A 13,244-nucleotide genomic window follows, 5' to 3' on the forward strand; every position below is an offset into this window, starting at 1 on the left:
GCACGTCGCATGCGCCTTGATGCAGGTCAAAACAAAGCATTCCGGTCAAGCCCCTGCCGGAAACCCTACTGTAACAAAGGTTTGGGTCTGACAGTTAAGCCGGGCAGACGATGTCCAACAGGGCGCCCACCGGTTCTTCGATCTTGAGCCCGATCAGGGCATCGGCGCGGGTTTTTCCCCGATTGACGGCGGCAATCGGTTTCCCTGCCTTGGCTGCGGCATTCACGAAGCGAAAGCCCGAAAAGACCATCAGCGAGGAGCCGATCACCAGTACGGCATCGGAGGCGTCCAGGCCGGCCATGGCTGCCTCCACCCGCTCTCTTGGCACCCCTTCGCCGAAAAACACGACGTCCGGCTTGAGGATGCCGCCGCAGGATGGGCAGGCTGGAATGTCGAACGTCGAGAAATCGTGCCCTTCGAGGTCGGCATCGCCGTCGGGGGCCTCGACCGCCTCCAGCGCGACCCAGCTGGGGTTGCGCTCTTCGAGCATGCGCTGGAAATCGGTGCGGGGCAGGCGATGCTCATTGGCCATGCAGCGGACCACGTCCAGGCGGCCGTGCAGATCGACGACGTGCTGGCTTCCGGCCCTCTGGTGCAGGCGGTCGACATTCTGGGTCAACAGCAGGCTGACATGCCCGGCAGCCTCAAGGCGGGCCAGCGCCCGGTGTGCGGCGTTGGGCTGCGCCTGCGAAAAACGCGGCCATCCGACCATGCTGCGCGCCCAGTAACGTTGCCGCGTCCGCAGTTCGCCCATGAACGCCTGATAGGTCACCGGCTGTGGCCGTTTCCAGTCACCCTCCAGGTCGCGGTAATCGGGAATGCCCGAGTCGGTACTGACTCCGGCGCCCGTCAGCACGAACAGACGGGGGTATCGCCCGATGAAATCGGCAAGCTGGGCGGCGTCGCGTTCCAGGTCGGCGCTGGCCGGATGGTCCGATGGTGGGCGTGCGTCACTCATGGATCAGGCGGCTGCGCGCCGGTCCAGCTGTTCGAGAGCGGCGGCGATGCCGCTGGCATCCTTGACCTCGACGACTCGCGGGGAGCCGGCTGCGAAGTCAGTGTCCGCCTCGTGGGCCCACAGCAGGTGATAGGGGATATGGATGCCCCAGCCGCCGATGCCGACGACCGGCGCGATGTCCGAGCGCAGGGAGTTACCGATCATCGCAAATGCCCCGGGCGCGAGATCGAACTCCGCCAGCACGCGCCGATAGGCCGCTTCGTCCTTTTCCGACACGATTTCGATCCGGTGGAACAGGTCGGCGAGACCACACTGCGCCACCTTGCGCTCCTGGTGGAAAAGGTCGCCCTTGGTTATCAGCACGATCTTGTATCGCGCCGCGACGGCCTCGACCGCGTCGCGCACGCCAGGCAGGAGTTTCACGGGATGAGACAGCACGTGCTTGCCGATCCCGACGATGCGGTGGATATCAGCTGCACTGATGCGGGCATTGGTGAAGTCGACGGCGGCCTCGATCATGGAGAGCGTCATTGCCTTGGCGCCGTAGCCGAACACCTTGAGATTGCGTCGCTCGATCGCCAGCAGGCGTTCATGCAGCGATTGCTGCTTCAGATCCACGTAGCGGCCAATGATCTGCTCGAACTCATCCTGGGCGTCCCGGTAATAGCACTCGCTGTGCCAGAGCGTGTCATCGGCATCGAAGCCCACGAGTTCGATCACGTTAATTCCATCGGTCAGACCAGAGAGAGGCACAATACTGCAAGACGCCGGTGCATCGCGTGCAAGCAAGGGACGCCAGCCCGACGTTTCACCGCAGGCATTTCCGAAAGTTCCGATCCAAACGTCTACCCCTTAACCCGACAGTACAGCGTCGATCCATTGATGGCAGGACCATGGCTTACCCGTCGAAGCGACGCTCCATACAGCAAGCGTGTCTTGGCAGCCCCCCAGGCGGGGCAGGGTTTGGCGCGCCACGTTGCCAGGCCCAGGGGGCGCGTGCCGATGGATAACACCGTCGCCGGGCCCGGCAGTCCCGCACGTGCTGCCCAGATCGATCAGCTGTATCGCGAGCACCATCGTGCCCTCGTGGGCTTCCTGCATAGCCGCCTGGGGTCGAATGCGGACGCCCAGGAGCTGGCCCAGGAGGTGTACCTGCGCCTGCTGACCATGGACGACACGTCGCAGATCACCTCGCCCAAGGCTTTTTTGTTCCGTGTGGCCGCCAATCTGTCGGTGGATCGCCTGCGCATGCGCGCCGTGCGCACCCATGCAGCCCTGGAGCCGCCTCCTGAAGCTCAGCCCCATGAATCGCCCATTCCCGAGCAACACGCGACCGCCATCGAACAGGTGCGCGGCTTGCGGGCCGCTCTGGCCGAACTACCGCCCAAAACCAGCAAGGCATTTGTGATGTATGCCATCGAGGGCCGCGAATTCTCGGCCATTGCGCAGGACATGAAACTCAGCGAGCGCATGGTGCGCTACCACGTCACCAACGCGCTGGCGTATTGCCGCGAACGCTGCAACCGGCCGGAGACGATCTGATGGTCAGCACGATCAACGATTCGAACGATCCTGTCGCCCAGTCCGCCTCTGACTGGTGGCTGCGCCTGCGCGATCCGGACTGCAGTGAACAGACGACCGGTCAATGGCTGGCATGGTTCGAAGCCGACGAGCGTCACCGACAGGCGTTTGAAGCCGTGTGCCAGTTTGCCGAGCAGTTGGACAGCGTCCCCGCGATGGAACGCCAGGCGCTTTCCCGCTCCTTTGCCACGCAGCCAGCCCGGACGGCGATGCAGCGGTCGCGCACGAACGCATGGCTCGCCGTAGCGGCCGTGCTGGTCGTGGCTGTCCTTGGTGGCGTATGGGTCGCCAAGCGTGACCTCGCGCCGTCGTCCCGGAGTTATGCCAGCCAGATCGCGCAAACCCAGCAGATTGCCTTGCCGGACGGCTCGAGTATCGAGCTCGGTGCGTCGTCCTCCCTGACTACCAAGTACGCACGTAGCCAGCGTCATGTCGACCTGGTAGCCGGCGAGGCTTTTTTCCATGTCACCCACGATGAAGCACGGCCCTTCGTCGTCAATGCCGGGCCGCTGTCGATCCTCGATCTGGGCACGGCGTTCAACGTGCGCCGGACCGGCGAGCGCGTTGTTGTGGCTGTCACCGAAGGACGCGTGCGGGTTTCACCCAACCAGCAGGCTGATGCATCGAACGTCGCCGGCGTGGAAGTGACGGCGGGTCATCAGGTGTCATTTGATCCGGGTAATGCCTCATTGAGCGTCAGCCCGGTGACGACCGATCACGCGACGGCATGGCGCAACCATCGCCTTGAATTCGTCAATGAGCCACTTGTCGACGTCGTGGCCAACGTAAACCGCTACAGCCAGCGGCCGGTGCGCATCGCCGATGCCGATCTCGGTGGATTGAGCTTCACCGGTACCGTCAAAACCGATGCCATCGACAGTTGGGTCAGTGCTTTGCCCCGGGTTTTTCCGCTCGAAGTCACGACCTATCCGGATCACGTCGAACTGGCCCGTCAACGCAGCGGGAGCGACAAGCGATAGGCACATCGAGGGAGCGCATGGCCCGGGCGTTTGGGAGAGAACGCCTTGGCGCCATCCGATTCCCATGCCAAACTCTCGTTTTTGCTGTTTTTGAAATGATTTCAGGGGGATGAGTATCGGAACGCGGCGGCTAAGCCTGGTGCTTGCAATCGGCACGTTGTTGCCGTCGCTCGCCTGTGCAAACGCAAGTGCCCCGGCCATCACCGAGGCACCAGGGCCCACGCGTCTCGTTTTTTCCATTCCTGCCCAGTCGCTTTCGACCGCGCTACTGACGTTTGGACAGCAAGCCAACCTGCAGGTGCTCACGGCCGCCGGTGCCGTAGGCGACATCAGGACGGGCGGCGCCTCCGGCGAACTGACGCCTGAGGCTGCGCTGCGCCGGCTGCTGCAAGACTCGGACCTGGATTTCGAGTCGTTCGACGCAAAGACGGTGATTGTCCGCCGTCGTCCCGCCGTACCTGTGTCGACGTATCTGGGCTACAGCGCGGCCCCCGATGCCAGCCTGCCGCTGATTCAGGCGTTGGCCGAGATCCAGGTGCATGCCGTCGCACTGAGTGACAGCAGTTACATCGTGAACTCCACAGGCAGCGCCAGCCGCACGGAAATGCCGATCCTGCATGTACCGCAGTCGGTCAGTGTGGTCACGCATGCGCAGATGGACGCCCAGCAGGCAATGAGCGTTGCCGAAGCCGTACGCAACGTGGCAGGTGTGCAATACGTTGATGGGTTTGATTCCCCGGCGCTGATCCGCATTCGTGGGTTCAACGCCGGAAATGGCATGACCGACGGCATGCCCAACAGCATTGCGCGAACCGAAGACCTGCCGCCGCTGATTGGCATCGAGCGCGTCGAAGTGCTCAAGGGGCCCGAAGCCGTGTTGGGTGACACGTCAGTCACCAACAATTTCGGTGGCCTGATCAACGTCGTGATGAAGCGACCGCAAAGTGACCCGATTCGCCAGCTGTCGTTTTCCTGGGGACGTTATGACGGTGCGCGCGTAGGTCTTGACCTGGGTGGCCCGATGGCCGGGTCGAACGGCTGGAACTATCGCTGGATCATGTCCGGCAACTACGCCGAGCGCACGGAGCAGGGCTATCGCGGCCAGCGCAATGTTTATCTCGCGCCATCGATCGGTTGGGAGGGTGAGAGCACCAAGCTGATGCTCGGCGCCGAGTACCTCAACAATCGCGTCGCCGGCCCGGATCACGTGGTGATGATGGGCAATTCGCTGCAGAGCCTGTCGCCCATGGGCATCCTGCCGGGCAATCCCGACGACCACGCCACCTTTAGAACCGGTCGATTCGTGTATGCGCTGGAGCAGGGCATCGGTGACGGTTGGGCGTTCCGCAGTCGCGGCCAGTACGTGAAGCAGTTGAAAGACGGTGGACTGTGGTCGTTCTACAACGGTGACCCCTCGGGACTTGTGGACGCCGTCGCAAAGGCCTATCGCTATTCCGACGCCTGGTTCAATGTCCAGAATGACGTCGCCGGAAGTTTCGAGCAGGGTTCGGTCACGCACAACGTCGTCGTCGGTTTCGACTACACGCAGACGCATGCGGGGCGCGGCGGCAGTAACGACTATCTCAAGAGCAGCAAGAGCGACGACTACAATTTCTACGGCGCGACGACGTTGCCGACGGTACGCCAGGCGCTGGCCTCGGCGGATGCTGTTTCGGCGACCGATGTGCAGACGCTCGGTGGTGCGTGGTCAACGGATACCGGGATCTTTTTGCAGGACCAGATCGATTTCGGCGATCGATGGAGTGCGCTGCTGGCAGCCCGTCGCACGACTTACCAGCTGCATACGAAGACGGCCGACGGTACGCCTCGTCGCCTGGACAAGTCCAAGTGGGTGCCGAAGGCCGGCATCGTCTACAAGGCCTCGTCAACGGTTTCCCTGTATGCCAACACGGCCAGCGGGTTCCAGCCGAACTCGCTTCTGGGCCAGGATGGCGAACCACTCCCGCCGTCGCTTTCGCGCCAGGTTGAGGTGGGTACCAAGCTTGATCTCTTCGATCAACGGGCACGCCTGACGGCGGCCGTCTACCGCATCCGCCTCGATCACAGCATCGATCTGATATCGCCGGAGCCGCCGTACTTCGCGACGCCGGGACCAGGTCAGACCAATCGTGGCGTTGAGCTGGAATTCGCCGGCGAAGTTACGACGGGCCTGAACGTGCTCGCCAGTTATACGCATGCGACCGTTCGCAATGACGGCGACCAGCCCGTCACCGGTTCGCCGCGCCAGCAAGGCAGCCTGTGGCTCAGCTACCGTTTTCAGAACGCCATGTGGCGTGACTGGGGTTGGGGTGCGGGTGCCACGGCCCGAAGCCGTACGCAAGGCAAGACGAGCCAGGGTCAGTACTTCGATATTCCTGGCCAGGCGAGTGCGGAAGCCAACGTCAGCTACTACAGCAAGCACTGGCGCGCGACCCTTGGCGTGAAGAACCTCTTTGCACGCACGTTGTACGCCGTCAACTTCGATGAGTCGTTCGTACCGCTTCGCCAGGGGCGCATCGTCATGCTCACGGGTACGTACGATTTCTGAAGCCGCCGGGCAGCGAGAGCGCACGTCAGCGCGCGCCTGCTGTTGCGGGCAAACCGGGAAGCCATGCTGCAACGGACGTGTCGATGTTTCCCTGGCGCGCGGTGGCAGCGCCTTCCGTATCCGGGCCCGCCCATATGAAACTGCGCATCACCTGCCGACTCACGTCATCGCGAAACTGATGTTTGCGTCGACGTGCGCCACGACGTCGCGAAGGAAGTGCCGCGTCCGGTCGACGATGTTCCTGGCACGACAGCCGAAAGCAGCCATCTTCACCGAGAACCGCGCCGTGGCTCTGCCAGTAGCCGTCATAAAGTGCCGGCGATCGGTGGTGGTTCGTCACCTGTGCGGCGGCTGAGGCGACGCGCAACGACGACCATCCGTAATGCCGGCCAAGCGCGCGTACCACGTGGAGAAGCAGATCCTTGGGGCGATTGCCATGGCTTTCGCGGGTGAACTCGCGCACGGCATCGGCGCCCATGAAAGCCCACGCGCCGCGCAGCTCCCCGATCAGCGCACCATCGACATGCAAGGTGAGTGCGCAGGTCGCCAGCACGTGCTTCTCGTGATCGAGCAGGAAAAGGGCCATTTCGCCCGTGGTGGACTCGATCGGCTTGCGCACGTGCAGATAAGCGAGGTCACCATTGCGCAAAGGTATGGAGGCGAGTCGGAGATCGTGGCCCTTCAGGACCTTTTCGCGCAGGCGCTGCGGAAAGCGGTTTGTCACGAACCGCAGGTGATCCTGCAACAGCTTCTGGCGTTCCGGTCGTTGCAGGCCGCGCGCGCCGAACGGCCGGTGCCAGCGTTCAAGGAGCGTCGGATCGTGCGCGACGGCAAGCCGGGTCGATGCATCGCTGTCGAGTTCATCCAGCCAGGAAAGCTGCGATTGAGGTGACCGAAGGGCATGCCAGGCGAAGCTGGCAAATCGTCGTACGCCGCGCGTCGGCGAGGCATTGCAGTAGCGCCACCAGGTCCGTGCCGTCTGCAGCACCAGGAAGCAGGCGTGCGCGCCCTGGCTCCAGCGCGGCTCCATGTCCATGCCTTTGTCGGTGCGGTGCTCGTCGCTGGTGCTCATGCCCGGCTCCCTTTACCTGGGTTCGGGAGCTATGACGGGCGGTCATCCTGAATTTGAAACGCGGTCCCGGCGTTCAGCCTCACGATGTGCGATCGTCCGGCCCTGATGGCGCCCCGGTCCCGGTCTCGTCGGGAGGGGCCACGTCGTCTTTCGCTGGCTTGTCGGCATCCTCAAGCAACGGGAGGATCGCCGGACTCTCCAGATCATCGAACTGCCGATGATTCACGGCCCAGAAGAACGTGATCACACCAATGAGGATGATCAGGGTAGTGACGGGAATAAGTACGAGCAGGATGTTCATGGCAATGGCGTTCCTGCGCCCAGGCCACGAGAACGCCAGATGATCACAAGGGAACTGAGCGACATGCCAAGCGCCGCAAGCCATGGCGTGACGAGGCCCAGCGTGGCCAGAGGAATGAAGGCGAGGTTGTAGGCCAGCGACCAGCGCTGCCCCTGATCGAGCTTGCGCGCGAAGGCTCGCGCCAGCTCGCGCGCGTCGACAAGGCCTTCAAGGCGTCCCGATACCAGAAGGAGATCCGCCGTCGACTGGGCCAGCTCCGTTCCCGAGGCGAGGCTCGCCGAGATGTCGGCCTGGGCCAGCGCGGGGGCGTCATTGCTGCCGTCACCCACCAACAGGACCACGTGACCCTCGCCCTGGATGTCGGCAACGTGCTCGCGTTTGTCATCCGGCGACTGCCGTGCCAGCCAGTCCTCGATTTGCAGCGAGGCGGCGATGGGTTCGACGCGCGAGGGCAGGTCTCCGCTGACAATTTCGCAGTGCACGCCATCGCGTTGCAAACGTGTGATCGCCCGTGCGGCGTCGTCGCGCAGTGATTCATCGAAGGCGAAGCGGCAGATCACGCGCTCGTCGTTACCCAGGCAGAGCGCCGATGCGTCGGTAGCGGCATGTCCGAATGCGTCCGGCCGACCGAGCCAGTAGCGTTGACCTTCGATCGTTCCGGCGACGCCATGGCCGGGCATCTCCATGGTCTGGATGGCATGGAAACGCCGTTCGCCCTCAAGCCCCTGTAGCACCGCCTGCGCCAGCGGATGATGGCTGGCGATGGCCAGGGCGCCTGCCAGTTCGCGCGCATGCATCGGGTCGATGGTGCTGGCCTCCACGCTGACCAGCCGGGGAGACGTCAATGTCCCCGTCTTGTCGAAGCAGGCACGGGACATGCGGGGAAGGCGATCCAGCACCCGGCTATCCGTCATCAGCACGCCTTGCCGCGCCATGGCCAGCTGCGCCTGCATCGTCAGGCTGGGCCGCGTCAGCGCATAGGAGCAAGGGCACGCGACCACCAGCACGGCAACGGACGTCGGCCATGCGTGTGCCGGATCGATGAACATCCAGACGACGGCAGTGAGCGCGGCCAGGACGAGGACGGCGGTGACAAAACGCGAAAGGCGAGGATCGCTATCCTCAGGCGTGTGGGCAACCGTTCGTCGCGACAGATCGGCCAGTCTCGCGGCAAACGATTCGGTGCCGGGCCGCTCGACCTGCAAGGTCGCATCGCCCGAAACCACCTGGCTGCCAGCCAACAGACGGTCGCCCGTCCCGCACGTCATGGCCTGCGATTCGCCGGTGAGCGCGGAGACATCCACCACGATCGCGCCCGATGTCACCCGACCGTCAGCCGGCACGATGACGTCGCGCTCCAGCCAAGCCACATCATCGACGACGAGCGTTTCTGCCGGCACCCATTCCCAGTCGCCAATGGCTGTCTTTCGCCGCGCAAGCAGTGGCGTGCGCGCCTGCAGGGCGTCCGTCCGCGCGCGACCCTGCTGCATCGCGCGCAACTCAAGAAAGCGCCCGGCCAGCACGAGGAACACGAACATCGTGATCGAATCGAAATACACCTCGCCCGTGCCCCGCCACGTGTTCCACCCGCTGGCCAGAAAGATGAGCCATACCGAGGCGGCGATGGGGGTGTTCAGCCCCAGCCGGCGTGCGCGCCACTCGCGCCACGTGCCCTTGAGAAAGGGGTGCGCGGAGTAAAGCACGACGGGCACCGACAGCAGGAAACCCATCCAGCGGAAGAAGTCGCGCGTGCTGAAATCGACGAAATCGACAACGCCGATGTAGATCACGAAGGCGTAGGTCATGACCTGCATGGCGCACATGCCGGCCACCAGCAATCGCTTGAGCGCATCATGCATGGCCGGTGAGCGGCGATCATCAATGGCCTCGCGTCGCAAGGGGTGAGCCGGACAGCCCATGCTCGCCATCGTTCCGAGCAGTTCGGACAGGCTGGTGTCCTGGCGCTGCCAGACGATCCGCACCGTGCGGGAACTCGGCTCCATGCTGACGCGTCGCACGCCGCTCAGGCCGTGGAGCCGCTTTTCCAGCAGCACGACTTTGCGCAGGTCGGCCAGGGCATCGACATGCAACGCGATCTCCGAGCAACCGTCCTTGCGCTCGCGCAGGACCTTGGCGGCGAGCAGGGGGCTATCCCAGGCAATGGTCGTGCTCATGGATGCGGCTGCGGTGCGCTGTGTGCACTCTTGGGCACGCCAAACACCTGGCGCGAGGTTTCCACGGCTTCATCGCGATGGCGCGAGCCGAGGACAATCATCCACACGCACCCGGCCAGCGTCGCCACGAAGATCCCCATGCCCAGCCAGACCACCGGCTGTCGATACCAAAGCCCGCCATCGTGGCGGGCCGTCGTGCGCGAACGGCTATGAATCATGATCCTGGTGCGAAAGGTGGAGGACGTAGGCTGCAAGGATATGGATCTGATCGTCGTTCAGGCGCGGGCTCCATGCCGGCATCTGGCCGTGCTGGCCTTCGCCGATGGAGTGTTCGATGTCGGCGACGGTACCACCGTGCAGCCATATCTTGTCGGTGAGGTTGGGTGCGCCCAGTGCCTGGATACCCTTGCCATCCGGGCCATGGCAGGCCGCGCAGGTGGCGAACAACGGCTTGGCGGCCTCGGCCTTGGCGGCGTCGTGCGGTGAGTCGGAAAGACTGAGCACATATTGGGCGAGGTTGCGCACGTTGTCCTCGCCCAGGCTGTTCCAGGGCGGCATCACGCCCTGGCGCCCATCGTGGATTGACGTCGTGATCGTCTTGCCGTCGCCACCGTAGAGCCAGTCGTTATCGGTGAGGTCCGGCGCGCCAAGCGCCACATTGCCCTTGCCTTGGCGTCCATGGCATGCCGCGCAGTTATCGCGGTAAAGGCGCTCGCCGATGTGCTGCGCGGCAGGATCGGCCGACAGCTGCTCCGGCGTGTAGAGGCGAAAGCGCGTGAGCAGCTGATCGGCTTTGGCGTTGTTTTCGGCGACGTGCTCGGCCAGTTCGCCGTGCGCGGTCCAGCCCAGTATGCCTTTGTATGAACCGAAGCCCGGGAACAAGGCCAGGTAGGCAAAGCCGATGGCAAACATCGACGCGGAAAGCACCACCCACCATATCGGCAAGGGACGCACGCCTTCGCGCAGCACGCCGTGCGCCCAGACATGGCCGCTGGTGCCATCGGCGCGGACGGGGATTTTCGCTCGTGGCGCCCACAGGAACAGGAACAGCGTGATGCCCAGGTTGAGCACGATGAGGAACATGATCCACAGCGACCAGAACAGGCTCATGAGCGGCCGTCCTTAGCGTCATCGGACGCGGTTGACGTCGTGGCGGGAGGAACATCGTCTTCCATCGGCAACTCGGCCATGCGGTCGAACACGCGCTTGTGGCGTCCGCTCCAGGCCCAGATCCATATGGCGATGAAGGCGAACATGATCAGGGTGATCAGCACGCCGGTCAGGTGGCCCCATATCGCACTCATGGCGCACCCCCGTCACTGGCTGGAGCGGCGGCAACGGCAGATGGCGTCGGCTCGTTCTTGATGCCCAGGCCTTGCAGGTACGCGACCAGCGCATCCATCTCGGTCTTGCCGTTGACGGCATCGGGCGCCGAGGCGATGTCAGCATCGGAATAGGGGTCGCCGAGTTTGCGCAGGCCACGCATGCGCGCCTCGATGTCGGAGGCGTCAAGCTTGGCGCTGGCGAGCCATGCGTACGATGGCATGTTCGACTCCGGCACCACGCTGCGCGGATCCATCAGGTGCATGACTTGCCACTGATCCGAATACTTTCCGCCCACGCGTGCGAGATCCGGACCGGTGCGTTTGGATCCCCACTGGAATGGCCGGTCGTAGACGGATTCCTCCGCCGTCGAGAAATGTCCGTATCGCTGCGTTTCCGCACGCAGCGCGCGAATCATCTGCGAGTGGCAGAGGTAGCAACCTTCGCGGACATAAATGTCGCGTCCGGCAAGGCGCAGCGGGTCATAGGGTTTCACGCCCGGCGCGGCCTTCACGGCGTGCGCTTCCATAAACAGTGGCGTGATTTCCGCCAGACCACCGATCGACACCATGATGGCGGTCAGGATCGCGAGCAGACCGGCGTGCTTTTCGATGGCTTCGAATTGCTTGTAGGCCATGTGCGCGTCTCCTCAACCTTGCGCCGGAAGGGGCTGGGGAATCTGATTCGGCTCGGGCTCCGGAATCGGCACCGGAATCGGCTTGATAAGGCGCGCGCGAGCGTCGGCGGCGGTGTGCCACAAGTTCCACGCCATCACCACCATGCCCGCGAGCACCAGCACGCCGCCGAGCCAGCGCAGGAAATACATCGGCTTGATGCGGATCAGGCTGTCCAGGAAGCTGTAGGTGAGCGTGCCGTCGGCATCGGTGGCGCGCCACATCAGGCCCTCGGTTACACCGGCGGTCCACATCGAGCCGACGTAGAGCAGCAGGCCCATGGTGTGCAGCCAGAAGTGCAGCTCCATGGCCGAGCGTGAATACATCGCCTCCTGCCCAAGCGCGCGCGGCGCCATGGCGTAGAGCGAGCCGATGGTGATCATCGCAACCCAGCCGATCGCGCCGGAGTGCACGTGCGCGACCGTCCAGTCGGTGTAGTGCGACAGCGAGTTGACCGTCTTGATCGCCATCATCGAACCTTCGAACGTGGCCGCGGCGTAGAACACGAGCGACAACACCATGAACTTTGCCGCGGGATCCGTGCGCAGCTTGCCCCAGGATCCATTGAAAGTGAGCAGGCCATTCGCCGCCGAGCCCCAGCTGGGCATCAGCAGGATCAGCGAGAAGGCCATGCCGACCGACTGCACCCAGTCCGGGAGTGCCGTGTACATCAGATGATGCGATCCGGCCCACATGTAAACCGAAATCAGCGCCCAGAAATTGACGATGGAGAAGCGATAGCTCCACAACGGCTGCTGTGCCTGGCGTGGCACGAAGTAATACATCATGCCCAGGAAGCCTGCGGTGAGGAAAAACGCCACCGCGTTGTGGCCGTACCACCACTGCACCATCGCATCGACGACGCCCGAGTACACCGGGTACGACTTGGTCAGGCTGATGGGCAGTGCGATGTTGTTGACGATATGCAGCAGGCCCACCGCGATGATGAAAGCGCCGTAGTACCAGTTCGCGACGTAGATGTGCTGGATGCGACGCCGCGCAAGGCTGGCGAAGAACACGACGCCGAAGGACACCCATACCACGGCAATGATGATGTCGACGAACCATTCCGGCTCGGCGTATTCCTTGCTCTGGGTGATGCCGAACGGCATGGTTGCCATGGCCAGCACGCAGGCCAGTTGCCAACCCCAGAACGTGAACTCCGCCAGTTTGCCGAGCGCCAGGCGCGTATGCCCGGTTCGCTGCACGACGTAATAGCAGGTGCCCATGAGCGCCGATCCGCCGAACGCGAAGATGACGCCGAAAGTGTGGTCAGGCCGGATGCGGCTGAAGGTCAGCCAGGGTTCGCCGAAATTGAGCGCAGGCCAGAGCAGTTGCCCGGCTGCCAGCACGCCCACCGACATGCCGATGACACCCCAGACGGCGGCGGCGAGCAGGAACTGCCGCACGACCTTGTCGTTGTAGTACTCGGTAGTTGCCATACGAAAGACCACCTCGATCGTTGCAGTGCTGCTTCGAAGGGTTTGGCTTGCTCAGGTACTGCCCGTGGTGCGGAATGTGGTTGCGCCCGCGGAGGGATCATCCGCTGTTCGGGGTGCCGTTGTCACGCTGCTCACCTCCCGCAATCCCGTCGAATGCCCTGGCATCGGCCTCCAGGCCCTGCATCGACCGG

At 63.7% G+C, this 13,244-nt stretch carries 13 protein-coding genes; 3 read left to right on the forward strand and 10 right to left on the reverse strand.

The window, feature by feature from the left end:
* Window positions 1-94: 94 nt before the first annotated feature.
* Together EYV96_RS03665 and EYV96_RS03670 are read right to left on the reverse strand one after the other, a co-directional pair.
* Complete coding sequence (locus tag EYV96_RS03665; protein ID WP_131150137.1) at window positions 95-958, reverse strand: NAD-dependent protein deacetylase; 864 nt, start codon at window positions 956-958, stop codon at window positions 95-97.
* Window positions 959-961: 3 nt separating this feature from the next.
* Window positions 962-1,678 (reverse strand): HAD family hydrolase, encoded by a 717-nt coding sequence (locus EYV96_RS03670; protein WP_131151479.1) that lies wholly within the window; start codon window positions 1,676-1,678, stop codon window positions 962-964.
* A 282-nt stretch (window positions 1,679-1,960) separates the two neighbouring features.
* Between EYV96_RS03670 and EYV96_RS03675 the strand changes: the two genes are divergently transcribed.
* From EYV96_RS03675 to EYV96_RS03685, 3 genes are all read left to right on the forward strand, one after another.
* The gene (locus EYV96_RS03675; protein ID WP_131150138.1) at window positions 1,961-2,500 is read left to right on the forward strand and encodes an RNA polymerase sigma factor; all 540 of its coding nucleotides are present in this window, start codon (window positions 1,961-1,963) and stop codon (window positions 2,498-2,500) included.
* Window positions 2,500-3,519, forward strand: a complete 1,020-nt coding sequence (locus tag EYV96_RS03680; protein WP_131150139.1) for a FecR family protein — start codon at window positions 2,500-2,502, stop codon at window positions 3,517-3,519. Before EYV96_RS03675 ends, EYV96_RS03680 begins: the two co-directional genes overlap by 1 nt.
* A gap of 109 nt (window positions 3,520-3,628) precedes the next feature.
* Complete coding sequence (locus EYV96_RS03685; protein WP_131150140.1) at window positions 3,629-6,067, forward strand: TonB-dependent siderophore receptor; 2,439 nt, start codon at window positions 3,629-3,631, stop codon at window positions 6,065-6,067.
* A gap of 25 nt (window positions 6,068-6,092) precedes the next feature.
* Here EYV96_RS03685 and EYV96_RS03690 read toward each other — a convergent pair whose 3' ends face one another.
* The 8 genes from EYV96_RS03690 to ccoN form a co-directional block, all read right to left on the reverse strand.
* Window positions 6,093-7,139, reverse strand: coding sequence for a DUF535 family protein (locus tag EYV96_RS03690; protein ID WP_131150141.1), 1,047 nt, complete (start codon window positions 7,137-7,139; stop codon window positions 6,093-6,095).
* A 79-nt stretch (window positions 7,140-7,218) separates the two neighbouring features.
* A complete protein-coding gene (gene ccoS / locus EYV96_RS03695) occupies window positions 7,219-7,440 on the reverse strand; it encodes a cbb3-type cytochrome oxidase assembly protein CcoS (RefSeq protein ID WP_131150142.1) in 222 nt (73 codons plus the stop codon).
* Entirely contained in the window at window positions 7,437-9,614 is a 2,178-nt protein-coding gene (locus tag EYV96_RS03700) for a heavy metal translocating P-type ATPase (RefSeq protein ID WP_131150143.1), read from the reverse strand. Before EYV96_RS03700 ends, ccoS begins: the two co-directional genes overlap by 4 nt.
* The gene (locus tag EYV96_RS03705; RefSeq protein ID WP_131150144.1) at window positions 9,611-9,832 is read right to left on the reverse strand and encodes a hypothetical protein; all 222 of its coding nucleotides are present in this window, start codon (window positions 9,830-9,832) and stop codon (window positions 9,611-9,613) included. The genes EYV96_RS03700 and EYV96_RS03705 overlap by 4 nt, the downstream gene beginning before the upstream one ends.
* Window positions 9,822-10,724: a cytochrome-c oxidase, cbb3-type subunit III gene (ccoP, locus tag EYV96_RS03710; RefSeq protein ID WP_131150145.1), complete on the reverse strand. Its 903-nt coding sequence runs from the start codon at window positions 10,722-10,724 to the stop codon at window positions 9,822-9,824. Before ccoP ends, EYV96_RS03705 begins: the two co-directional genes overlap by 11 nt.
* On the reverse strand, window positions 10,721-10,918 hold the full coding sequence (locus EYV96_RS03715) for a cbb3-type cytochrome oxidase subunit 3 (RefSeq protein ID WP_131150146.1): 198 nt from the start codon (window positions 10,916-10,918) through the stop codon (window positions 10,721-10,723). The genes ccoP and EYV96_RS03715 overlap by 4 nt, the downstream gene beginning before the upstream one ends.
* A complete protein-coding gene (gene ccoO / locus EYV96_RS03720; RefSeq protein ID WP_131150147.1) occupies window positions 10,915-11,574 on the reverse strand; it encodes a cytochrome-c oxidase, cbb3-type subunit II in 660 nt (219 codons plus the stop codon). Before ccoO ends, EYV96_RS03715 begins: the two co-directional genes overlap by 4 nt.
* Window positions 11,575-11,586: 12 nt before the next feature.
* On the reverse strand, window positions 11,587-13,053 hold the full coding sequence (gene ccoN / locus EYV96_RS03725) for a cytochrome-c oxidase, cbb3-type subunit I (protein ID WP_131150148.1): 1,467 nt from the start codon (window positions 13,051-13,053) through the stop codon (window positions 11,587-11,589).
* Between the last annotated feature and the right edge of the window lie 191 nt (window positions 13,054-13,244).

It is taken from the genome of Dyella terrae (assembly GCF_004322705.1).
Lineage (GTDB): Bacteria > Pseudomonadota > Gammaproteobacteria > Xanthomonadales > Rhodanobacteraceae > Dyella_D > Dyella_D terrae.

What these genes read in the sequence shown, in the direction of transcription:
- ccoP (WP_131150145.1), bottom strand. Translation starts at nt 10,724, where the DNA reads ATGAGCCTGTTCTGGTCGCTGTGGATCATGTTCCTCATCGTGCTCAAC.
- EYV96_RS03680 (WP_131150139.1), top strand. Translation starts at nt 2,500, where the DNA reads ATGGTCAGCACGATCAACGATTCGAACGATCCTGTCGCCCAGTCCGCC.
- ccoN (WP_131150148.1), bottom strand. Translation starts at nt 13,053, where the DNA reads ATGGCAACTACCGAGTACTACAACGACAAGGTCGTGCGGCAGTTCCTG.
- EYV96_RS03685 (WP_131150140.1), top strand. Translation starts at nt 3,629, where the DNA reads ATGAGTATCGGAACGCGGCGGCTAAGCCTGGTGCTTGCAATCGGCACG.
- EYV96_RS03675 (WP_131150138.1), top strand. Translation starts at nt 1,961, where the DNA reads ATGGATAACACCGTCGCCGGGCCCGGCAGTCCCGCACGTGCTGCCCAG.
- EYV96_RS03715 (WP_131150146.1), bottom strand. Translation starts at nt 10,918, where the DNA reads ATGAGTGCGATATGGGGCCACCTGACCGGCGTGCTGATCACCCTGATC.
- EYV96_RS03665 (WP_131150137.1), bottom strand. Translation starts at nt 958, where the DNA reads ATGAGTGACGCACGCCCACCATCGGACCATCCGGCCAGCGCCGACCTG.
- EYV96_RS03700 (WP_131150143.1), bottom strand. Translation starts at nt 9,614, where the DNA reads ATGAGCACGACCATTGCCTGGGATAGCCCCCTGCTCGCCGCCAAGGTC.
- EYV96_RS03705 (WP_131150144.1), bottom strand. Translation starts at nt 9,832, where the DNA reads ATGATTCATAGCCGTTCGCGCACGACGGCCCGCCACGATGGCGGGCTT.
- ccoO (WP_131150147.1), bottom strand. Translation starts at nt 11,574, where the DNA reads ATGGCCTACAAGCAATTCGAAGCCATCGAAAAGCACGCCGGTCTGCTC.
- ccoS (WP_131150142.1), bottom strand. Translation starts at nt 7,440, where the DNA reads ATGAACATCCTGCTCGTACTTATTCCCGTCACTACCCTGATCATCCTC.
- EYV96_RS03690 (WP_131150141.1), bottom strand. Translation starts at nt 7,139, where the DNA reads ATGAGCACCAGCGACGAGCACCGCACCGACAAAGGCATGGACATGGAG.